The sequence below is a fragment of the Coprococcus sp. RTP31081st1_H1_RTP31081_211007 genome (assembly GCF_040227275.1).
GTDB classification, from domain to species: Bacteria; Bacillota; Clostridia; order Lachnospirales; family Lachnospiraceae; genus Coprococcus; species Coprococcus aceti.
Genome location: NZ_JBEHVP010000002.1, coordinates 496,243 through 519,339, shown reverse-complemented (window position 1 = coordinate 519,339; position 23,097 = coordinate 496,243). Strand labels below are relative to the sequence as shown.

At 41.1% G+C, this 23,097-nt stretch carries 24 protein-coding genes and 3 pseudogenes; 25 read left to right on the top strand and 2 right to left on the bottom strand.

Annotated elements, in window-relative coordinates:
• Positions 1-179: 179 nt before the first annotated feature.
• The 19 genes and pseudogenes from ABUA31_RS06500 to ABUA31_RS06410 all read left to right on the top strand — a co-directional run bounded on the left by ABUA31_RS06500 (position 180) and on the right by ABUA31_RS06410 (position 14,204).
• Positions 180-1,613 carry a phospholipase D family protein gene (locus tag ABUA31_RS06500; RefSeq protein WP_117875514.1) on the top strand — a complete coding sequence of 478 codons (1,434 nt, stop codon included), beginning with the start codon at positions 180-182 and terminating at the stop codon, positions 1,611-1,613.
• A gap of 18 nt (positions 1,614-1,631) precedes the next feature.
• Positions 1,632-2,303 (top strand): response regulator transcription factor, encoded by a 672-nt coding sequence (locus ABUA31_RS06495; protein ID WP_003698938.1) that lies wholly within the window; start codon positions 1,632-1,634, stop codon positions 2,301-2,303.
• A complete protein-coding gene (locus tag ABUA31_RS06490; protein ID WP_349818971.1) occupies positions 2,303-3,346 on the top strand; it encodes a HAMP domain-containing sensor histidine kinase in 1,044 nt (347 codons plus the stop codon). The genes ABUA31_RS06495 and ABUA31_RS06490 overlap by 1 nt, the downstream gene beginning before the upstream one ends.
• A gap of 33 nt (positions 3,347-3,379) precedes the next feature.
• Positions 3,380-4,444, top strand: coding sequence for an FUSC family protein (locus ABUA31_RS06485; RefSeq protein ID WP_349818970.1), 1,065 nt, complete (start codon positions 3,380-3,382; stop codon positions 4,442-4,444).
• A pseudogene (locus ABUA31_RS06480) lies at positions 4,434-4,739 on the top strand (CDP-alcohol phosphatidyltransferase family protein); the annotation flags it as partial. The gene ABUA31_RS06485 and the pseudogene ABUA31_RS06480, both read left to right, overlap by 11 nt.
• Positions 4,740-4,743: 4 nt before the next feature.
• A pseudogene (locus ABUA31_RS06475) lies at positions 4,744-5,175 on the top strand (response regulator); the annotation flags it as partial.
• A gap of 559 nt (positions 5,176-5,734) precedes the next feature.
• Positions 5,735-5,944: pseudogene (locus ABUA31_RS06470) on the top strand (recombinase family protein); the annotation flags it as partial.
• On the top strand, positions 5,929-6,315 hold the full coding sequence (locus ABUA31_RS06465) for an arsenate reductase/protein-tyrosine-phosphatase family protein (protein ID WP_055272254.1): 387 nt from the start codon (positions 5,929-5,931) through the stop codon (positions 6,313-6,315). The pseudogene ABUA31_RS06470 and the gene ABUA31_RS06465, both read left to right, overlap by 16 nt.
• Before the next feature lie 142 nt (positions 6,316-6,457).
• Positions 6,458-6,682 (top strand): helix-turn-helix domain-containing protein, encoded by a 225-nt coding sequence (locus ABUA31_RS06460; RefSeq protein WP_055272256.1) that lies wholly within the window; start codon positions 6,458-6,460, stop codon positions 6,680-6,682.
• Between the two features lie 12 nt (positions 6,683-6,694).
• Positions 6,695-7,399 carry a hypothetical protein gene (locus tag ABUA31_RS06455; RefSeq protein ID WP_015534665.1) on the top strand — a complete coding sequence of 235 codons (705 nt, stop codon included), beginning with the start codon at positions 6,695-6,697 and terminating at the stop codon, positions 7,397-7,399.
• Positions 7,400-7,410: 11 nt separating this feature from the next.
• Positions 7,411-7,554 (top strand): hypothetical protein, encoded by a 144-nt coding sequence (locus ABUA31_RS06450; protein ID WP_015534666.1) that lies wholly within the window; start codon positions 7,411-7,413, stop codon positions 7,552-7,554.
• 51 nt (positions 7,555-7,605) lie between these two features.
• Entirely contained in the window at positions 7,606-7,863 is a 258-nt protein-coding gene (locus tag ABUA31_RS06445; RefSeq protein ID WP_208896171.1) for a hypothetical protein, read from the top strand.
• A gap of 391 nt (positions 7,864-8,254) precedes the next feature.
• Positions 8,255-9,301 carry a virulence RhuM family protein gene (locus ABUA31_RS06440; protein WP_055272258.1) on the top strand — a complete coding sequence of 349 codons (1,047 nt, stop codon included), beginning with the start codon at positions 8,255-8,257 and terminating at the stop codon, positions 9,299-9,301.
• Between the two features lie 219 nt (positions 9,302-9,520).
• Positions 9,521-10,171, top strand: a complete 651-nt coding sequence (locus tag ABUA31_RS06435) for a hypothetical protein (RefSeq protein ID WP_349093198.1) — start codon at positions 9,521-9,523, stop codon at positions 10,169-10,171.
• Between the two features lie 11 nt (positions 10,172-10,182).
• Positions 10,183-10,437: a hypothetical protein gene (locus ABUA31_RS06430; protein ID WP_055224466.1), complete on the top strand. Its 255-nt coding sequence runs from the start codon at positions 10,183-10,185 to the stop codon at positions 10,435-10,437.
• A gap of 53 nt (positions 10,438-10,490) precedes the next feature.
• Positions 10,491-10,742, top strand: coding sequence for a hypothetical protein (locus tag ABUA31_RS06425; protein ID WP_015534670.1), 252 nt, complete (start codon positions 10,491-10,493; stop codon positions 10,740-10,742).
• Positions 10,743-10,804: 62 nt separating this feature from the next.
• Positions 10,805-11,155 (top strand): arsenate reductase family protein, encoded by a 351-nt coding sequence (locus ABUA31_RS06420; RefSeq protein WP_015534671.1) that lies wholly within the window; start codon positions 10,805-10,807, stop codon positions 11,153-11,155.
• Positions 11,156-11,179: 24 nt separating this feature from the next.
• Positions 11,180-13,657 (top strand): beta-mannosidase, encoded by a 2,478-nt coding sequence (locus ABUA31_RS06415; RefSeq protein WP_349818969.1) that lies wholly within the window; start codon positions 11,180-11,182, stop codon positions 13,655-13,657.
• A gap of 79 nt (positions 13,658-13,736) precedes the next feature.
• Positions 13,737-14,204, top strand: coding sequence for an HAD domain-containing protein (locus ABUA31_RS06410; RefSeq protein ID WP_349818968.1), 468 nt, complete (start codon positions 13,737-13,739; stop codon positions 14,202-14,204).
• Here ABUA31_RS06410 and ABUA31_RS06405 read toward each other — a convergent pair.
• A complete protein-coding gene (locus ABUA31_RS06405; protein ID WP_349818967.1) occupies positions 14,194-15,339 on the bottom strand; it encodes a YkvI family membrane protein in 1,146 nt (381 codons plus the stop codon). The genes ABUA31_RS06410 and ABUA31_RS06405 overlap by 11 nt on opposite strands.
• A gap of 30 nt (positions 15,340-15,369) precedes the next feature.
• On the bottom strand, positions 15,370-16,398 hold the full coding sequence (locus ABUA31_RS06400; protein WP_334296676.1) for an iron-containing alcohol dehydrogenase family protein: 1,029 nt from the start codon (positions 16,396-16,398) through the stop codon (positions 15,370-15,372).
• Between the two features lie 76 nt (positions 16,399-16,474).
• On the opposite strand from ABUA31_RS06400, the gene ABUA31_RS06395 reads away from it, so the two are divergent.
• The 6 genes from ABUA31_RS06395 (at position 16,475) to ABUA31_RS06370 (ending at position 23,045) form a co-directional block, all read left to right on the top strand.
• Complete coding sequence (locus ABUA31_RS06395; protein WP_349818966.1) at positions 16,475-17,353, top strand: helix-turn-helix domain-containing protein; 879 nt, start codon at positions 16,475-16,477, stop codon at positions 17,351-17,353.
• Between the two features lie 77 nt (positions 17,354-17,430).
• Positions 17,431-19,467, top strand: coding sequence for a RecQ family ATP-dependent DNA helicase (locus ABUA31_RS06390; protein WP_349818965.1), 2,037 nt, complete (start codon positions 17,431-17,433; stop codon positions 19,465-19,467).
• 98 nt (positions 19,468-19,565) lie between these two features.
• Positions 19,566-20,000 carry a hypothetical protein gene (locus tag ABUA31_RS06385; RefSeq protein ID WP_133300880.1) on the top strand — a complete coding sequence of 145 codons (435 nt, stop codon included), beginning with the start codon at positions 19,566-19,568 and terminating at the stop codon, positions 19,998-20,000.
• Positions 20,001-20,026: 26 nt separating this feature from the next.
• Positions 20,027-20,506, top strand: coding sequence for a GNAT family N-acetyltransferase (locus ABUA31_RS06380; RefSeq protein ID WP_004851846.1), 480 nt, complete (start codon positions 20,027-20,029; stop codon positions 20,504-20,506).
• Between the two features lie 129 nt (positions 20,507-20,635).
• Positions 20,636-21,205, top strand: a complete 570-nt coding sequence (locus ABUA31_RS06375; protein WP_022216825.1) for a cytidylate kinase-like family protein — start codon at positions 20,636-20,638, stop codon at positions 21,203-21,205.
• Between the two features lie 73 nt (positions 21,206-21,278).
• A complete protein-coding gene (locus tag ABUA31_RS06370; protein ID WP_349818964.1) occupies positions 21,279-23,045 on the top strand; it encodes a MutS-related protein in 1,767 nt (588 codons plus the stop codon).
• Positions 23,046-23,097: the final 52 nt, after the last annotated feature.

Genomic DNA, 23,097 nt, shown 5'->3' with positions numbered 1-23,097 from the left:
ATCGGGAGGACAGAACAATGGTCGATGAATTGACGCAGGAGTCGTTCCAGACAGGAAAGGCGATTGTGACTGTCAGCATAGATCTGATTACTGCATGAAAAATAAATTTTGTTGAGGTTAAATTGAGATTGACTTTGTATTGTATAAGTATGAAATAAAAAGGAATCAGGTGATGTACAATGATAAAGCATAAAATATGTAAAATCCTTCTTGTTATACTGGCAATTTTTTTATGTGTGGCTTTTTATGAATTGCTCGGAATCTGCGTTGCATATAAAAAGCAGCCGGAAGTGTCCAATACAACCAAAAAAGAAACAAAAAATGGGTCATGGAACGAATGCAGTGAAAATACAGAACGGGCAGTAATCATAGAAAAGAATCCAGAAGCGCTTTTACAAAGAGTGCGTTTGATCAAGAATGCAAAAAAGGAAATTATTTTTTCTACTTTTGCATTTCAATCCGATGAAAGTGGAAAATTGATTTTAGGAGCACTGCATGATGCGGCAGACAGAGGTGTACATATTCGTCTGTTAGTAGATGGAATGGAGAGCTGGATTGATATGGAAGGAAATCCGTATTTCTATGGACTATCTTCCCATGAGAATGTTGAAATTAAACTGTATAATAAGGCCAATCCATTGAAACCGTGGAAAATGATGGGTAGAATGCATGATAAATATTTGATTGCAGATGGAAAGAGATATATTCTTGGGGGAAGAAATACACACAATTATTTCCTGGGTGATTTTCCGGGACATAAGAACTATGACAGAGACGTGTTAGTGGTTTGCGATGAACCTGAGAAAGAAAATTCAGTTAACCAGTTGTCAGAGTATTTTGAAACCATATGGAATCAGGAAGACAGTGGTTATTTTCATAACAATAAAAAACTGGCAAATAGAAAATCTGTAAAGAACGCAGTTTTAGAGCTGCAGAACAGCTATCAGAAATATTTTGAGGAGAATAAGGAAAGAATCTGCGAGACCGATTATACGGACGAAACTTTTGAGACAGAAAAGATTACATTAGTGTCAAATCCTATTCACACAGGTTCCAAAGAACCAGTAGTGTGGTATCAGTTGGGAGAATTGATGAAAAATGCAAAAAATCGTGTGAAGATCCACACGCCATATATTATCTGTAATGATATGATGTATAATACATTGGAGGAGATTGCAGAGAACGTTTCAGATTTTTCTATTATGACAAATTCAGTTGCGAATAATAGGAATCCATTTGGGTCTGCCGATTATGCGAAAAACAGAAATAGAATCTTAAGTACAGGAATTAATATCTGGGAATATGAAGGCGGTTATTCATACCACGGAAAAAGTATTCTGATTGACGATGATCTGTCTGTAATCGGTTCCTTTAATATGGACATGAGGAGTGCATATCTGGATACGGAACTGATGCTTGTAATACGCAGTAAAGATATTAATAAACAGTTGGAAGAGGGCATGATGGAATATGAAAGAGTGTCCCGACAGGTATTGGAAGATGGAACCTATCGTGATCCGTATCATGTAGAGCCAATTGAATTGACAAAGAAGCGTCAGAGAAACGTACTTTTGGTACAGCATCTGCTTGGATGGGCAAGATATCTGTTCTGATAAAGGAGGAAGAAGATCGTGTTTCAAATATTAATTGTAGAAGATGATAAAGAATTAAGCCAGCTATTCCAAAAAGTGCTTGAGAAGAATGGATATCAGGTCAAAAGTGCATCGGATGGAGCACAGGCATTAGAAGTATTGGATAAAGAGTATATTGATCTGATCATTTCCGATATTATGATGCCGGTTATGGATGGTTATGAACTGGTGTCGGAACTCCGTTCAGCAGGATATCAGATACCGGTACTTATGATCACTGCGAAAGGTTCCTTTGATGATATGCGCCAGGGATTTCTTTCAGGAAGTGACGATTATATGGTAAAACCGGTAAATGTGAATGAAATGGTTTTAAGAGTCGGAGCACTGCTTCGCCGTGCACAGATACTGAATGAACACAAAATTGTGATCGGTTCAACAGAGTTTGATTATGATGCAATGACGGTTACAACTGATAAGGAAAGTCTTGTTTTGCCTAAAAAAGAATTCCTGCTTTTATATAAGCTTGCAGCTTCGCCAGGCAGAACATTTACAAAACAACAGTTGATGGATGAAGTATGGGGATACGAGACGGAGGCAGACCCACATACGATAGAGGTACATATAGGAAGAATCAGAGAGCGTTTTAAAGATAACCCTGATTTTGAAATCGTAACAATGCGTGGAATTGGATACAAGGTGGTGAAAAAATAATGGAACAAAAGAAAGAAAAAGGATTGCGGATCCGATCCTGTCTGACTGGTGCAATCTGGCTGGCACTTGTATTTTCAACAGTCATATCTGCATTATTATTTGCTTTTTTGAATCATTTTTTTTATCTGCCAGGCAGCATACCTGTGCTTGGTTGGCTTTTGATTTTCAATACATTGATTGCAGGGCTGATTACTTCCTTTATTAATGCAAAGTTGCTGGAACCAATTACCAGACTTAGTAAAGCAATGAAGGAAGTTTCTCAGGGAGATTTTGAACAGCATTTGGAAACTAACAGCCGTATAGCAGAAGTTGGAGAATCTTATCAAAGTTTTAACGTTATGACAAAAGAACTTCGTGCAACAGAGGTGCTGCAGATGGATTTTGTATCTAATGTTTCTCATGAGTTTAAGACCCCGATTAATGCCATTGAAGGATATACAATGCTGCTTCAGGGAGAAGAACTGTCTCCGGATCAAGAGGAATATGTAGAAAAAATCTTATTTAACACCCAAAGACTTTCCGGATTGGTTGGTAATATTTTGCTGTTATCCAAGTTAGAGAATCAGAATATACCAATGAAAAAAACAGAATATCGTCTGGATGAACAGATTCGCCAGGCATTTCTTTCATTGGAAACAAAATGGACAGAAAAAGAAATTGGTTTTCAGGTAGAATTGGAGGAAGTTAAATATACTGGGAATGAAGAACTTTTTATGCATATCTGGATAAATCTTTTGGATAATGCGATTAAGTTCAGCCCTTCAAAGGGGACAATTACGATGTTTCTGAAACAAGAACAGGATTCTGTTAAGTTCATTCTGGAAGATGAAGGACCAGGAATAGAGGATGATGTAAAATCCAGAATATTTGACAAGTTCTATCAGGTAGATGGATCTCATAAAGCAGAAGGAAATGGCCTAGGTCTTGCACTTGTAAAACGGATTGTAGATAGTGCCGGAGGAACAATCAAAGCAGAAAACCGTGAATATGGTGGATGCAGATTTGTTATAGAGCTGCCAAAGCAGAAAGATGAGATTATATAGTTTTAAGATAAATTAGAAGATGGGAGAATTTATATGACATTTTATCAGGAGTTGCAGTTAAATCAGGCAGGTTCTAAAAACCTGTTGAAAAAGAGTGAAACACTAAAAGAAAAATTATATCATATGTGGGTATATCTGGTGAAGATAGCTGTTACAATGGCATTTTGTTTTTTCTTTGTTAGTATTTTCAGCATCCTATTTGGAAATGAGAACAGCATTGTAGGTGTAGTAGTCTTATTATGTCTCATGGTGTTTAGAAATGCGGATCTGGGGATCCGCACCGGACAATCTACGATGCTTTTGGCTTTGTTCTTTGTAATTATGACTGTATGTCCGCATTTAGCAAATCAGTTTTCACCGGTATTGGGAATGCTGTTAAATATTGCGGCACTGGCTGTGTTGATTCTGTTCGGATGCCATAATCCATTCATGTTTAATCAATCTACATTGGGTCTTGGGTATCTGCTGCTATATGGTTATGATGTTACGGGAAAAAGCTATCAGATGCGATTAGTCGGAATGGCTTTAGGTGCAGCACTTACCTGCTTCGTATTTTATCGAAATCATAAAAACAGAACTTATAAAAGAAATCTGAAAGATCTGATACAAGAATTTGATATCACTTCTTCCAGAACAAAATGGCAGATATGTCAGATTTTATGCGTACCGATTGTCCTTTGCATTGCAGAACTTTGTAATATGCCACGTGCAATGTGGGCTGGTATTGCGGCCATGTCCGTGATTTTGCCGTTTATGGAAGATATGCACTACAGAGTCCGTAAAAGGATTGTCGGAAATATTGCAGGTGTTATATGTTTTACAGTATTATATTTTCTGCTTCCTTCGTCAATCTATGCATATATAGGAATTCTTGGTGGAATCGGTGTAGGATTTTCAGCAAAATATGGCTGGCAGGCAGTATTTAACACATTTGGTGCTTTAGCCATTGCTACAGAGACTTATGGACTACAAGGAGCGGTTAGTCTTAGAGTGATTCAAAATGTTTTTGGTGTTGTGTTTGCTTTAGCATTTTGTGTTATATTTTATTGGTTTATGTCTAAAAAAAAGGAAAGTGAGGTGACCGTACATGCAGAGTGAAGTGAATCAGGAAGAAAATTTGAATAGAATTATTACGGTTCCTTATCTTCTTTCTTTTTTCGGCTTTGTCTGATTCCGGTAATTATATGGAGTTATTGTGTAAAGAAAAATCCTCTGTTAGCTGGTGAAATCTTATTGCTTTCTGTTTACTCGTTTTCCGCATGTGCTTCTTTTAATCGTGATAATGGCAGGTAAGGAGTTGTATATGGTAGTCAGTGGATGTCTTGTGATACGAAAGACAGGAAAAGTACATGGTGCAGACTGGCATGGAAAGATAGTAACCTTTTTATTATATGCATGAGACAGATAGTGATATTCTGGATGGAATGCGCATCCTTTGTGCAGAGGATAATGAGTTGAATGCAGAAATCCTAATGGAATTATTAAAGCTTGAAGGTGCAGAGTGTACTATTTGTGAAAATGGCAAAAGAGTTTTGGAAGCATTTGAACAGTCCGTGCCCGGTGAGTACGATATGATCTTGATGGATGTACAAATGCCTGTTATGAATGGTTATGAGGCAACGGAGGCAATCCGTAGAAGTTCACATGAACAGGCAAAGACGATCCCGATTATTGCCATGACTGCCAATGCATTTTCAGAGGATATGCAGCACTCTCTCGCTGCTGGAATGAATGCTCATATTTCAAAACCAGTTGATATGAAGTTGCTGAAGAAAACCATAAGAAATATAAAACTTGGGAGGGAGGAAGCCCAATTTATTGATCAATAATCACTAAAGAGAAATAAGAAGGACAAGAAACAAAAAATACTCATTGTAGATGATTCAAAATTTAACACTTTTGGATATCAATACTCTGTGCAGATAAAAGCGAAGGTGGAAAATGATAGCCAGATGTATAGTCTGAAACTGCATACATTGTGGTCTCCTATGAAGAAAGACGGAGATATAGGAATCATTGGATATTTTGATGCTGTAAATTAAATATGTAGATTATTAATCATAGAGTGTATGGATTCAATCAATTCCATATGCTCTTTTTCTTTACTTGATCTCAGAAAAGATTTTTGCAACCTGATACAATTTTCTGTTCTACAATCTCCGTCATAATAAAAATATCTCCATCATTTCAAAAGAAAATGACGGAGATATTTAGAATCTGTTCACGGAGACTCAGCTGCTCCTGTTCGGCTTGCTCCAGCCGCTTTTGTAGTAATTTAATATTACTTGCTGTGACAGAGGATAGGTCAACATTTCGGCTTTCTAGTGCGAATTTCGCATCTTGGAAAGCGTTGAGTTCCTGATCGTGCTTTTGGTAGTATGCCTCCTTACATTAAAGTATGTCAGAATGCTAAAAGAGAGAAATATAGATGTATACTTTGAGGTGGAAAAAATACATAGTCTGAAGGATGGAGAATTTTTATTGACGATTCTAAGTTCTGTAGCACAGCAGGAAGTTGAAAATACTTCTGCTTATGTTAGAAAAGGATTGAAGATGAAAATGGAACGTGGTGAGATGGTTGGATTCCAAGGCTGCTTATCTGTGTTCACAATTCCTGTAGAAGTCAGATTGCCGAGGCACTTGGAAAACGTCTAGCATCTGATGTGTTTGAAAGCTATTCTGCCGGGACAGAAACAAAGCCACAAATCAATCAGGATGCTGTTCGTATAATGAAAAAACTCTATGGAATTGATATGGAAACAAATGGTCAATACAGCAAGTTAATTACAGATATCCCAGATGTAGACATCGCAATTTCAATGGGATGTAATGTTGGATGTCCTTTTATCGGCAGACCTTTTGATGATAACTGGGGACTAGATGACCCTACAGGAAAAGATGATGTGGATTTTATTAAAGTGATCCGTGAAATTGAAGAAAAAATTATTAAATTGAAGAATAGTTTATAATCATCAGCACCTTGCAGCAATGCAGGGTGTTTTTGTCATTCATAGAAAATTTACAGAGTGGGACTGTGGCAGAATTGAATTTGTCAACCAAATGGTTTATAATGTAACAAGTTGAGGTGCGTTTTAGACATGGAGGATAACGATGAAGACATCCGATATGATTAAAGAATTATGTAATAAAAAGAATATAAGCGTTTCAGAACTTGCCAGACGGATAGGTCAGACTCCACAGAACTTTGGTAAGAAACTGAAACGAGATACAGTTACTCTTGAGGAGTTGAAACAGATAGCTGATGTGATGGAGGTTACCTTTGAGCAATCATTTATCTTCCCGGATGGAGAACAGATAAAAACAAGTAACGAATAGGCGGTGAGTAGCATGGATACTGTGGATTTGATTATTAAATCATCAACAGAATTTTATAATGATTTGAAGGGTGATGAGAATGGTCGATATCGTTCTTGGGAACACTGCTATTCACATTTCATAAAAGCACGAGGGAGCCAAGAGATTGATTATGATTATTTGAGTTTGCAATTGGCCTTTTATTTGGCTAGTTGGGGAATGTATCGTGGTTCATCCTTTTTATTGCAAAAGGATTATAAAGTACATATTCCGGTAGTGAAAGAACTGTTAAGTGAGAAGTATGATGTGCTGGCTGGAATTGAGTGCGTTAGCTTTAGAGAAAAAAGCAATCAACAATTACTTCTAGATATAAATTCGTTTTTAGGGCAGTATTACGATAAAATCAGACGAGAAGTAAAAGAGCAAAAATTAAAAAATCAATTGTCCTTTACACTAATCACTAAAATACTTATGGGAACTCTTGGTTGCGTTCCTGCATACGATAGATATTTTATAGCAGGCATTAAAAATCAGAAGGTTGCAATCGGTAATTACAACTTGAAATCCATTATGCAGCTTGTCGATTTTTACGAAAAAAATTCTGCTCGATTTGAACCAGTTAGAGAGAAAATGAAAATTGAAGGTATGCCGTATCCACAGATGAAGATGATTGATATGGGATTTTGGCAGGTTGGTTTTGAATTGGATACAAATAAGGGAATACAGACAGCACACTAGGAGGTAGAAACATGGAATATACACCAATGGAAAAGGATGTTCTTGATATGATGCAGAGAACTGATTTTAAGAATATATCAAAAGGTGATGTGATTAGTTTTGCATCAAAGATAGGCGAACTTCGTCCTGAAGTGGCTAAAGAAGTGCTTGCATAGTTTCCTGAATTTGTTGGATTAATGAAATCTTCATTAACTGAATACAAGGAGATGCTTGATACAATTGTAAGTAGTGATGATGCAAGTATTAAGGAGTATTACGGTGTAGCAAACAAAGAAATGGATCAGGCTGCAGATAGTAGAAAACAGTTTTATGCTTTTGTAAAACAAGTGCAAGCTGATTGCAGTAAACTTCTCGATAATCCAAACCTTCCTCCTGAGATGATGATTGAGATGTCTGAGATATTTGGGGTGGATAAGTCCGGAATAAGCAGACATTTGAAAAAATATTTGAAACAGGTAAATTAGATGAAAAAGTGGTTGTTGCAAAAATTGCAACAACCACGAGGCATGGAGCAATAGAAGGAAAGCGGACGTTGGATTATAGTTGATGAGAATAAGAAGAAAGATTACTAATGAGACCAAGTGGACAGAAAAACAGAAGTCCTAAACTACCTGAAACAATACCCCAAGATGGCGAAATGGATGAATATATGCATTTGCTGTGGCTCAATGGGTTATAACCCGGATATGCCAGACAAGATTAATTCGAGAGATGGCAATGGGGAATATAACACTGTATTTTCAAGAAACATAAAGAAGTATTTTTCTCCACTGAGAGTAAATGACATGGGGATGTGCGCCATTTGTCAGAAATATTGGAGAAATAAATAAGTATTTGCAAAAGGAGACCTCTTATTTGAAAAAGAAAAAGGATGAAATAACCATCCGTTCCAGTGCAGCAGAATATTTAACCTATGTTGCCTCTATCGGTGGTCAGCAGGACAGTATTGAGATGCGCTATGAGGATGAGAATATATGGCTGACACAGAAGATGATGGCCACATTGTATGATGTGGATGTTCGTACAATCAATGAGCATATTAAGAAGATTTATTCCGACTCAGAGCTTGAGGAAGATTCAACTATCCGGAATTTCCGGATAGTTCAAACGGAAGGTCCCCGTCAGGTGACTCGTGATACAAAGCATTATAATCTTCAAATGATTATTGCGGTCGGATTCAAGGTTAATAATGAGCGAGCGGTGCAGTTCCGCAAGTGGGCCAATGGTATCGTGAAAGACTACACTATTAAAGGCTGGGTCATGGATGACGAACGTCTGAAAAATGGTGGCTCTGTGCTTACAGTAGAATACTTTGACCGCCTGCTTGAGCAGATTCGTGAGATCCGTCTCTCTGAGCGGAGATTTTATCAGAAAATAACGGACATCTATGCTACAGCTCTTGATTATGACCGAACAGCAAAAACAACAAAGCAGTTCTTTGCAAAGGTTCAAAACAAGATGCATTATGCAGTTCACGGACATACAGCAGCAGAGTTGATTTATGAGCGGGCTGATGCAGATAAGCCACACATGGGATTAACTACTTGGGCAGCAGCGCCGGAAGGCAAGATTGTAAAAAGTGATGTGAGTGTTGCGAAGAATTATCTTTCAGAGAAGGAAATGCGTTCATTAGAGCGTATTGTATCTGCTTATCTGGATTTGGCAGAGGATCGGGCGGAACGTCATATTCCAATGACGATGGAGGATTGGGCAAAGCGTTTGGATTTATTCTTGATGGCCGACGACAGAGATGTTCTTCAGGATGCAGGCAAAATCACTGCTGAGATTGCCAAGGCAAAAGCTGAAACTGAATTTGAAAAATATCGTGTTATTCAGGATAGGCTGTTCATGTCTGATTTTGATAAGTACATGTTGGAATTGGAAGAGAATGCGAAGAAGTAGCATGAAACCAGTGATGATGTGGATGGGTTCGGATGAGTAACTTCCAGACACAAATCGGTAATTCATAGAGTGCTGTCTTTTCATGTGAAGACCGTCTGCTTGCTAAGCAAGAAACCTTGAGTTTATGCGGTATTTAGGTGGTTCTGACGGATAATGTGTACGCGAATAGTTGTATCCATTGTTGTGAAATGAGTTCGTAGTTGGAGAAAATAGAATTATATGAGAAAAAATGACAAATTTCCATTCGCTATGACAAAGAAATCATTGGTTGTGTATATTGTTTTTACAGTTCTTCTGGGACTATTTCTGTTTTTTGTCATAGGAGATATGGCTGGAAAATGTGCGGCATGCATTGCTTGTCCGATGCTCATTGCATATTTGCTCTATGCGTATTGCAAGGAAAGTAAAGCAGATACGAAAGCTCGTGAGATGAAAGCACAATATATGAATGGCAGTTATTTTGAAAGCCCTGAGTGGCATGAGAAATATGTAGCCTATCTCAATGAGCACACATTTGAGAAACCTAAATATCAAAGCATGAAACTGGATTTATTAAAAAGATTTCAAAGACGGGAATATCTTGTTAATATGATATTGCTATTGTTCCTGATGTTTTGTACATTGTGTCTTATTCCTTTAGGGCGTTATTATATGGCTATCATAGGATTTTGTCTGTTCGGATTCCTATTTTGGCTAGAGTTTTCACTGTATATAGGAATGCCGGTACGGAAGTGGCTGAAGGGCGATATTGATTATGAGGAGCTTGAAGCGTCATATTTAAAAAGTCAGATGCTTTTCTATAAAACAAATGCATTAGCATTTGGAACTACACATTTACATGGATTCACAGAGAAAAAATATATGCAGTAGATTATCGGCTGGTGGAAGGAATATCAAGAAAAATAGTACGCCTTAAGAAGTATGAGGATGGAATTTATAATACGGAGGAGTTTCAGCATTTTGCAGTTATTCATGTCAGACTGCCAAAAAGCGGAAACATTCATGATGTTGAGATCGAACTAAATGAATTTCAGGTTCAAATGGCAATCGATAAGTTACCCACCTACAAAATTGGTGAAAATTTGATGGAGAATCTTTCTGTAAATGAGCATAAAGAAAATGAGGCTGTAATATAGCCAATGCAGTATTTAGCATTGCCTAAAAAGGATAAAGAAGATAAGGAGACTCCATGGACAGAAAAACCGAAGCCCTAAACTACCTGAAACAATACCCTAAGATGACAAAATGGATGAATACCTGCATTTGCTGTGGCACAATGGGTTATAACCCTGATATGCCAGAAAAGATTACTTCGAGAGATGGCAATGGAGAATATAACACTGTATTTTCAAGAAACATAAAGAAGTATTTTTTCCCACTTAGAGTAAATGACATGGGGATGTGTGACATTTGTCAGAAATATTGGAGAGAAAATCACTAAGTAACTTGATATGATGAAATTGAGGCTTGCATCAATAAGCTAAATAGAAAAGGAGGATAATCATGGAATTTATATGTTACCCAAAGTGTTCAACCTGCCAGAAGGCAAAGAAATGGCTGGACGAGAATAAGATCGAATACACGGAGCGCCACATTGTGGATGATAATCCTACATATGATGAGCTTAAGAAATGGTATGGTAGGAGTGGACTTCCGCTCAAGAGATTCTTCAATACGAGCGGCATGCTGTATAAGGAGATGAAACTGAAGGACAAGCTTCCGGACATGAGCGAGGATGAGCAGTTGCAGCTTCTTGCGACAAATGGCATGTTGGTGAAGAGACCGCTTGTCGTTGCTGAAGGTTTCATGCTGACTGGATTTAAAGAAAAAGAGTGGACAGAGAAGATGCTGTAGTAGGAACGTCCCCGTGGAGAAAAAATGAAAAAAATTGATGTAAACAACAGTTGGGAAATGCATCGCGTAGGCGATGACGATTGGATCATTGCGACAGTGCCGGGATCGGTGTATGGGGATCTGCTGCAGGCGGGCAAGATGGAAGATCCATTCTGGAAGGACAATGAGATAGAAGCACTGAAGCTGATGGATTACGATTATGAGTACCGCACCAGCTTTTCGTGTGATGATGAGCTGCTGGGATCGGATGAGGTTATCCTTCGGTTTGAAGGGCTGGACACCATTGCGGATATCACGCTAAATGGTGTGAAGCTTGGACACGCCGACAATATGCACAGGACATGGGAGTATTCGGTAAAGGATACCCTGAAGCAGTCGGATAATATATTAAGTGTATATTTTTATTCGCCGACAAAGTTCATCGCAGATGCATTTGCGAAGGCTCCAACACGGGGAACCGAGGATGCCATGAACGGATTTGTACATATCAGAAAAGCTCACTGCATGTTTGGCTGGGACTGGGGCGCTCACCTTCCAGATGCAGGAATATGGCGGCCGGTCAGCTTGCTTGGAATTGATACCGCACGGATAGATTCTGTTGAAATCCTGCAGCATCATGATCAGGACTCAGTGGAACTTGATATAAAGCCGGAGATAGAATTTGCCCGGAAGTATATTGGTTCTGGATCAGAGACGGGACAGCTGAGTGCAAACGTTAGAGTAGTAGATCCGGTTGGAAACGAAATTATAAATAGAATATTAAATGAAGATATCACGAAGAATATACATATAGACAACCCACAGCTCTGGTGGCCTCGTGGGTATGGTGAGCAGAACCTTTATACTGTTTCCGTTGACCTTGTGAAAGATGATGGTACGGTGGTTGACAACTGGACGAGAAAGATCGGCCTGCGGACAATAACCATGGACCGCACAAAGGACAAATGGGGTGAGAGCTTTGCCACCTGCGTAAACGACGTAAATATATTTGCCATGGGTGCCGATTACATTCCGGAGGATCATCTTCTTGGACGTGTGACACCTGAGACTACAAGGACTCTGCTTGAGAAGGCGGTATTTGCGAACTTCAATTCTATAAGAGTGTGGGGCGGTGGATATTATCCTGACGATTGGTTCTATGATATGTGTGATGAGATGGGACTTGTGGTGTGGCAGGATTTCATGTTTGCGTGTGCTGTCTACGATCTCACACCAGAATTTGAGGCAAATATCACCGCGGAATTTATTGACAACTTAAAGAGGATCCGTCATCATGCGTCACTCGGACTTATGTGTGGCAATAATGAGATGGAGCAGTTTGTTAAGGAGAGAAAATGGGTGAGCAAGGACAGCGAGGTTCGGGACTATATTATTATGTACGAGCGAATTCTCCCGCAGATCATGAAGCAGTATGCTCCACAGGTATTTTATTGGCCAGCGAGCCCGTCCTCAGGTGGTTCATTTGATGATCCGAGAGACGAGAACCGCGGAGATGTGCATTATTGGGCTGTGTGGCATGGTGATAAGCCATTTTCTGAGTACAGAAAGTTTTGCTTCAGATATCTTTCCGAATTCGGTTTCCAGTCATTTCCTTCAAAGAAGACTGTTGAGACATTTACGGATGATGAGCGTGATATGAATATCTTTTCATACATTATGGAGCGGCATCAGAGAAATGGCTCGGCAAATGGAAAGATAATGAATTATATGCAACAGACATATAGATATCCATCTGATTTCGAGACGGTTATCTACGCATCGCAGCTTCTGCAGGCGGATGCTATCAGGTATGGCGTCGAGCATTTTCGAAGAAACAGAAATGATGACAGGTGCATGGGAGCAGTGTACTGGCAGTTCAACGACTGCTGGCCGGTTGCATCCTGGTCCAGTGTGGATTACTGCCAGCGCTTAAAGGCACTTCACTACTATGCAAGACGTTTCTTTGCTCCGATCATGATCTCCTGTGAAGAGGAGGGCATGCTTGGAAGCGGACAGGAGCTGGTGAGACTCCCATTTGAATTCCCGAAGTCCATACGCCTCTGTGTGGCAAATGAAACCATGAACACAGAGAAAATACTTGTGTCCTGGCAGTTGAGGGACGCGTCAGCTCGTGTTCTTGAATCCCACGAGGAAGAGATCACTGCGCCAGCGCTGACGAGCGTATGGCTTGACAAGGTTGAACTTCCTGGTATCGACATTTACCACCAGTATGTGAGCTATCAGGCAAGTATGAAAGGACAGGTAATATCAGAGGGGACTGTCATATTCTCATATCCGAAATATTTCTGCTACGAGGAGCCTCATTTGCAGGCGACAGTGGATGGCGACTATATCACAGTCAGTGCGGATGCTTATGCGAAGAGTGTGGAGATCCTGAACCAGAATGAGGATCTGATCCTGTCGGATAATTATTTTGACCTGAATGCAGATTCAAAGACTGTAAAGGTTATAAGTGGAAGTGTGGATAAGCTGAGGCTTAGAAGTGTATATGATATAAGTTGATCTTGATAAGGGAGATTTATAAATGGTAAATGCCAGCGCATTATATATGTGCTGGCATTCACAAGAAAGGAGAAGCCATATGAGTTTTGCATTGTTTCTGGACATAGATGGTGTATTGAATACCCGGACGACAGTTGTGGGAGCGCCGAGTGGAAGAACCGGGATAGACGAGTCCAGAGTGAGGCTGCTGAAAAAGGCGTTAAAACAGTTTGGCGATGCAGCAATCGTTCTGACTTCTGATTGGAAGCTTATGAGAGAAGACGGGGATGACTTCTCATATCTTGTATCTATGCTGGGCAAATTTGGACTAAGCCTGTCTGGAAAGACAACCGATGTCTGGGTTGGCAGAGGTGAGGGTATCCAGAGCCATCTGGCGGAGCATCCTGAGATAGATGAATACGTGATACTGGATGACAATACATTTGATTTCTCCAATTATCCTAAGCTTTGGGAACGGCTGTTGCTTACCAATGGCATAGAGAATGTCGAATATGCATCAAAGACACCGGCGATTGAAGCAATGCTTTTTCTGGAGGCTATTTCTTAGTCCTTTCCCATATCATCCTGACTACATAAGGAATCAGAATAACAGGAATTGCCAGATAGGCTAGGAAACTGTAAGCCTTCTGGATGAGTGTCAGCAGGCCGAACTGCGCAATTCCAAAGTCGGCAAGGCAGCAGATCAGCGCAGCTATGATCTCTTTGCGGGTTATTCGGGCTGAGCCTGCAGCAGGACTGATGGCAGGTTTAGCAGGTTTTTTATTGCAAATTCTTGCGACCATTGCGGCTACCATATTCACCGCAGTGGACACGGCACCTAGTATTATAAGAACGGAGATGAGCGGTGTCAGGAATCGACTGCCCACGCCGCTTTGAACCATGAACAGAGTAGGCACACTCTGTTTTGCCATGTCAGGATTTGATGCCACAGTCATTATTCCAAGAACGACAACGGTCATCATGATTATATTTATCACGCATCCTATTCCCATGCTTTTTACCGCGTCCTTCGGTTTGTCAAATGATCTGGCATGCTGCACGAATACAGCTACATTTGCAAGCTGGAAAGTCCCGTACAGGAATGCGGAGTAAAGTGCCTTGCCAAGAGGAAATGCGTCGGAGTTCATGGTCGATGCGGTCTGGCTGATCTCATGTGAGCTCGCGATGATATTCGGAATGTACACGATGAGCAGTCCGACGATGATGCATATGGATAAAACGGATGCAACTCTGCGCACCAGGTCAGTTCCGAATATGGCAACTATGAATATAAATACGCCTATGACGAGTGTACAGACAAGATATGGCAGACCTGTCAGAGTGCTCAAGGTCGCGCCGCCTGTAGCAAATGCCACTGCAGGTGCGACACACATGACACAGATGTACAGCACTTCGAAGAGATTTGAGAATACAGGGGCAAATCTGCCATAGAGGGCATTGTTGTATGAACGGTAGTCATAGACTTCGTGTTTTCTTGCAAAATACAGGCAGTATGCGAAGAATACCGCATTGTAGATCATGGCGATGGCTGGCGTGATGAGACACCAGACTCCATAGCGTACATAGTAGCTGTATATCTGGGCGCCTGATGCGAAGCCGCCGCCAAAGTGGGTGGTGAACCACACAAAGGCAACTCCTAATATTATGGAATATTTACTTTTCGACTGCGTTGATTTCTCCATTATGTGATTCTCCTGTCATTGAATATCAGCTTATTCTTTGTTCCTCATATCAAGTTCGTTCATAGCCTTGACCAGCATATCTCTTGTCACCTTGTATGGATAATGTGCCACATCGGACATATCCGGTATGCGATTCATGGTTTCTTCCCACTCTTCTTCCGTGATCTCTATGTCATTCAGGCATACCGGGAGATGTATGGCTTTGTTGAGCTCGTATACTTTCTCGAATTCATCCATTTGTCCATCAACAATAAGTGCGATCAGGACGCCAAATCCTACAACTTCACCGTGAAGATGATTTTTCTCTATGACAGGGTAATTGGTCAGCGCATAGAATATGGCGTGGGCCAGACCGCTGTTGTAGTCCGGGGTGCAGTCCTTTGTGAGGAAGATAGAGGCAATGCCGGTGGTCACCACTATGGAGAGGATGACCTGTTCAACGTCATACGTGCACAGCCCTTTCTGATGATCGGCAAATGCTTTGGGCCCGTAGGACAGCAGTGGATCCCGGCACATACGGCTTACGGCAACTCCAATCGATGTGAAATGTTCCAGGCGTTCATCCCTGGAGGATATGGTCGATTCGTAGTATTTCGCATAGGTGTCACCTATGCCGGCCCACATATAGCAGCTTGGCGCCTTGGCGATTATCTCGGTGTCTATGAACGCATGCATGGCCGGTCTTATAAAGAAGTGCGGCTTCAAAAATGTGCCATCCGGATTGTACATGATGGATACCGATGTACAGGCAGAGCAGTTGGATGCGATGGTTGGAAATGTAAATACGGGTTTGTCGTCAGTTATGCACAGGCATTTGACTGTGTCCAGTGCCTTGCCGCCACCGACTCCAAATACCATGTCGGCCTGCTGATAGACAGGGAGTGCGCGAAGACGCTCCACATTGTCGTAGGTACAGTCTGCTCCGAACAGTTCCTTTCCAATTATAGTAAGTTTCGTCTTGGCGACAGCCGCAGCTATCTTTTGGTAGGCGGCAGCTAGAGCTTTTTCCCCGCCGATTACCAGCACGGTGCGACCGTAAGATTCACATACAGGTCCGATCTTGCTGTAGATATTGCAGCAAGGGTGAATATATGATACAATGTCCGAAAAGTCGGAAGAAGCAGGGGGACATATTTTGAAGGTATATGAGAAGATATTTGCAAGGCTTGACGAACTGAGTATGAGCCAGTCAGAGCTTTCGAGGCGAACGGGGATTTCAACCAGCACGATAAATGACTGGAAAAAGAAGAAGATCAATCCACAGGCGGACAAGCTGGTTGTTATCTGTAAGGCACTTGACATGTCATTGGCAGAGCTTCTTGGAGAAGACGGGGCTGAGAACAGCAGCGTCGATTATAGTGCTGATGAGAAATATCTCATTGAGTGTTATCGCAGATCGGATAATTATGTGAGAAAGCATATGCTCAGATATATGGAGCTTATTGACAAGACAGAGAGAAAAGCGACCGGGACACCACAGAGAAATGTTGCCGTTATACAGGATGTGGATGGGAATAATATTGTGTTTATCAATGATATTATTTTTATGGGTAAGCAATCAATAAAGTGGAACGATGTGGAAGCATATTTAAAAAGATTTGTTGGAGAATTTTATTGGATTTCAGATACGGAAGATGAGATTTATATAGGGGCTGATTTGCCTGATGAGTATGCACATTCAGAATATACCAGAGTATTGAAAGGGGCAAATGCTAAGGCAAAAGCGAACGCTGCCCAGGGAATACCAGAGCTTATTGAAATTGCAACAGAAAAACGGCATACAAAAAATTCAAAGAAAAAGCATGAAAAGGATGCAAAATATGGCTGGTATAGGTATGAATCCCGCTTTGCTTTGCCTGTGTACAGTGAGCGTAGAGAAGTAATAAGATATAATGTTTATCATGTGGCAATGATTATAAGGCATAGTGAGGATGGAAAAAAATATTTATACGATATTATGAATATAAAAAAAGAAACGGGCAACCTTTTCCAGTCAGATGACCTTACTCAGTAGAAAACCCATTTCTTAATGGAATAAGAATAAAACATGCTACAGGAAAAGTCAACAGTTATATTGAGGAAGGATATAGATTGAATTTACAGGAGACATTAAAACACTATTTTGGATATGACAGTCTGAGATCAGGACAGCAGGAGCTTATAGATGGAATACTTGCAGGAAGGGATGTGCTTGGAATTATGCCAACCGGAGCAGGTAAGTCGCTTTGTTATCAATTGCCGGCTTTGATGATGGAATCCGCCGGGAGGGGAGTGACGATAGTTATCTCACCGCTAATATCACTTATGGTAGATCAGGTTAAGGCACTGAACCAGGCGGGAGTTCACGCTGCGTATATCAATAGTACATTGACAGAAGGACAGATCAGAAAAGCTTTGGAATATGCCGGACAGGGCAGATATACACTCATGTATGTTACCCCGGAGAGACTTGGCACTGCGCAGTTTCTGGATTTTGCCGGCAAGGCAAGTCTTGCAATGGTGACAGTTGATGAGGCTCATTGCATATCCCAGTGGGGACAGGATTTCAGACCAAGCTATCTGGAAATAGCGGATTTTATAGATAAGCTGCCAGTGCGCCCTGTTGTGAGTGCGTTTACCGCTACAGCAACAGATATAGTAAGGCGGGATATCGTCCAGAATCTTAGACTTGAATCTCCTGTCACGATTGTCACAGGATTTGACAGACCGAATCTGTTCTTCAAGGTTGTGAACAGGAAAGGCGGACGTGATACGGACAACAGTGTATTGAACTATGTCAAGAGACATGAGGGAGAGAGCGGGATCATATATTGTGCTACCAAGAAGAATGTGGAGAAGGTACACGAATTGTTGGTGGCACATGGAATATCTGCAGGTCGGTATCATGCCGGATTATCGATGGAGGAGCGCAAGAGGAGTCAGGAGGATTTTACATATGACAGGCTCAGTGTGATGGTGGCGACAAATGCATTTGGCATGGGTATTGATAAGTCAAATGTGAGGTATGTGCTTCATTATAATATGCCGCAGAGCCTTGAGTATTACTATCAGGAGGCTGGAAGAGCCGGACGTGATGGTGAGGAAGCGGAGTGCGTACTGTTCTTCTCAAAGCAGGATATCATGATAAACAAGCGTTTGCTGGAACATAAGGTCAGTTCTGCAAATGCAGGCATAGACGATGATGAACTGCGGGCAAATGACCAGCGGAAGCTGAATCAAATGATACGTTATTGTGAAACGGATCAGTGCCTGAGACAGTATATACTGAGGTATTTTGGAGATGAAAGCCCTTGCACATGTGACAAATGCAGTAATTGTGTTGTGACGGAGGAAGAGACTGAGCAGTCATACATAACAGACAAACGTGCTGTGAAAAAGATGGCGGTGATGGCTGATCTGACAGATGAGGGAATGGAACTGTTTGAACTTCTCCGGGCTGGACGCCTGGAGCTCGCAAGGAAGCAGAATGTGCCGCCATTTATCATTTGTTCGGATAAGACTCTCAAGGATATGTGCATTAAGTTGCCGAGAAACAGTGAGGATATGAAGAACGTATATGGTATGGGAGTGCAGAAGACGGAGAGTTATGGAGAGACATTTGCAGAGATTATAGACGAATTCTGCCTTGCACATACGGAATATGTGGAGAGCATGAAAGCGGAAGCTTTGGATTCTGACAATTCTGGTGACTTAGGGACACAAGGTGTGGAATCGGAAAAGCAGCGCAGAAAAGAGAAAACAGTCAGGAAGAAAGAGTTCTATATTGATCCGAACATGCTTGATGATGTGGAGATCGTCGATGAATGTATTGTTTCTGAGCTGGCGAATCGTATAAATGAACTGAATCAGAAACAGGGAATCACAGGCATGAAAAAGCTGACAGCGGCATTTATCAATGGTCTGCTACAGCAAAATGGCTACATTGAAGAACTGGACATGGATGATGGCAGCAAGACGAAGCGGGTTACCTCAAAAGGGGCGGAGATTGGAATTCGTGAGGAAGAGCGGAAAGCGAAGTTTGGCAGAAGATACTATGCAATCACACATAGCAGGGAGAGCCAGAAGGTGATAATAACTCTGCTTAAGGAGTATTTTTTCACAGGATACGGTGAGGGAATAGTGGAGTGAGAAAAATATTATTCATCTTAAAGGGACCGAAATCGATACGTTTAAAAAGAAAGTGATAGATTACTTTATGATTAACAATAGATTGACAATAATGAGGTATGAAGATAATGGTATTTGAAACTATATACAGTTTGTATGAAAAAGAAGTAGTAAACGAGATTAAGAAATTAAAAACGGATGAAGAAATAAAATTTATTGAAAGAAAAGGAATTATACGAGATATTGTGTTGAAAAGGTTGGCAAAAGCATTAAGTGTGGCTGTATACAGAAATGGAAAGATAGAGGATGTACATGCGGGGGAATGCGAAGGGGAAGACTATTTTAGAGGTATACCGGATAGTTGTATGAAAGCAATTAATATTGATGTTTGTAATAAAATATATACGATGTTAAAACTATTGCTTAGTACAGATGAGGATGATTTTAAGATAGCTAATGCAGTTCTAAGATTCTCAGAGATGTGTGCGTCAGATTGGAATGAACCAGAACTGGATGATAGTATATACAATAAAGAACTGCTTGATTTGTTGTAATCATTTTTAGAAAGAGGATCAGACATATGAAGATAATAAATGCAACACCAAAAGACAAAGAAGAACTGCTCTCACTCTATCACGCCATGATAGGCGGACCATGTGAGTGGAGCGAGAATTATCCTGACGAGAATACCATAGCATTTGACCTGAAGAATGAGGATCTGTTTGTTATGAAGAATGACAAAGAAGAGATTGTGGCCACAATATCCATAGATCACGACGATGCTGTTGAGGCACTTACGTGCTGGAGAGCAGATCTGGCTCCATCGGGAGAACTTTCAAGGCTGTGCGTCAGGAAGGATATGCAGGGACAGGGAATTGCGAAGACTATGATGAACTATGCCTGTGATGTCCTGAAAAGCAGAGGCATGAAGGGCGTTCATATACTTGTCAGAGAAGGACATGTGGTGGCGCTTTCGACATACGCCAAGATTGGTTTTGAAACGGTTGGAGAGTGTGATCTTTTTGATAAGCATTTCGTATGTATGGAACGGGGATTCTAAAGAGGTAGATATTGCAAGTTATAGGATGCAGCTGCAGCTATATTGTAATATAATGGGGGTGTATTGTTTGATGAGTTATAGAGATGAGACATTTCTATTATATAAGAATGACGAGTGGAGGTGCACAGAATGATAATTACAATAGGCAGAGAGTGTGGATGTGACGGCGATGAGGTGGCAGCAAGACTTGCCTCAAAATATGGTATAGCCTGTTACACAAAGAAAGAGATAATAAGGCTGGCAAAGGAGAAGGGTGTGTATGACAAATATCCGTTTTTCTTTGGAGAGAAGGCTATAGATTCTATGATGCAGTCGGTGTCAGATGACTTTGTCGTGAAGAGAAGAAAGACCCCGGAGGAGGTACTTGAGAGATTGCTTGACGGACAGGATGGCGTTGTAGTGGGAAGAGCCTCGGACTTTGCATTCAAGAACAGGAACGATGCAGTGAGAATATTCCTGTGCGGAGATAAAGACAGCAGAATAAAGAGGATAATGGACAAGCATGGCATATCAGAATCAAAGGCAAAGAGTATTGTGGAGGAGACTGATGCCAAGCGAAGAAGCTATCATGACTATTACTCAGGAGAGAACTGGGGATATTCAGGACATTATGACCTGTGCCTTGATGAGGCGAAGCTCGGCGTGGACGGTGTCGTGGAGATGGTTTCAGCGTATATGAAGGTGATAGGCAGAAATTAGAATTGAGCTTGGCGGAAGATATATGGTATGAGCTGGATTGACAGGCTTTAGGCATTACTTGAAAGGTGTAGATATGGGGAAAAATACAACAGGAAAATACAGTCTTCTGGTACCGGATGGTGAGTATTCATTTAGGGTACTGAGCCCTGTGGTCATGCATGACCTTGGGCTTGATATGATATGCAGACAACTGTCGGCAAATGAGTCTGAACAGAATTATATAATGGGAGTTATGTCACGGATATATGCAGATCCATCTGTTACAAAGTACAGAGGTGGTGTGTTTGACGACATAATTGGAAATAAAAAACTCAGAGACGACATGATGGAGATTCTTGGGAAGATAAGCTTTCTCAAGGATTACGGCAGCTTTAAACGCGATTATGATGAGAATTCAGGTATATGGGATCTTATGCACAGACTTGATGAGATAGACGATTATATAGAATGCGTAGATTCGTTATATTCCTGCCTGAAGGATAAAAACTTGCATTCAGAGGGATTTACAGGTCTTAAGGAGTATGTTCAGAATATATATGAGGACAACGGTTTCAGTGAGCTGAAGAAGGACATATCAGAGCTGAAAAAGGTGAGTGGTGAGGTTCGAAGTATAACTATAGGAATTAATCTGAACAGCAGATATGAGGCTGATGGCGTTGGCTTGATATCTGTAAATAGTAAGCAATTTACGAGGGGCGGTGTGCTGAGCAATTTCTACGGTCATTTGATGTCCAGAGATAAGATAAGTGACAACCTCGACGCTAAGAGTGACTTCAGATTTCAGCCGTTAGATGCGGTAAATGAAGCATTATCCAAATTTCAGCAGGAACTTCAGGGAAGAGTGGTAACTGGAGGTGCAAATAACTTGGCGGCAGGAATGGTTGGTATTCCTGATTCTGACAAATCCAAAGATATTACGCGGTATACAGACAGGGTATTCACCAAGCTCATAACAAGAATTGTCAAGAGGATGAGGGAGACGTTAAATAAGTACGTGTCGATTACCATAACTGATATGACGGATCTCATACCTGAGCTCACTTACTATATAAGATGGGCTGAGTACATAGAAAAACTGCAGAAACGCGGCGCAGCATTTTCCAAGGCAAAGGTTGTGAACTCTGCATATCAGCCGGACGCAGGTACATCTAAGGAAGCCAATTCCAAGAGCAGATATTATATGAAGGCTCGTGGCGTATACAATATCAAGCTTGCAGCATTTGATACGGAGGAGTCGGATCACATAGTGACCAATGATCTGGACTTTGATAGCGAGCACAGAGTGTATATTCTGACAGGAGCAAATAGGGGTGGAAAGACGACCATAACACAGACGATAGGTCAGCTTTTTGTACTGGCTCAGGGTGGTATATATATCCCAGGTGATGAATTTGAATTTGCTCCAGTGGACTGCGTATTTACACATTTCCCTGCTGACGAAGACAAGACCCTGGATCTTGGAAGACTTGGTGAGGAGTGCAAGAGATTCAGGGAGATATTTGACGGTGCGAATGATCGCAGTCTCATACTTCTCAATGAGACATTTTCAACCACATCATTTGAGGAGGGCTATTATATAGCCAGGGATTCCGTGAGAGCTATTCTGACAAAGGGAACGAGAACGATATACAACACGCATATGCATAAGCTGGGCTTTGATGTGGATGAGATGAATGAAGGGCGTACAGAGGGCAAGGTATATTCGCTGATCGTACACAACGAGGGCTCACAAAGATCTTACAAGATCGAGATAGCGCCACCTGCTGGTAAATCATATGCCAGTGACATAGCGGAGAAGTATGGTGTTACATATGACATGCTGGTGAATAAAGAAAAATAGTTGGCTGTATGCAATGCTTGTGGATGATATTACAGACGATATGTGGGCAGTT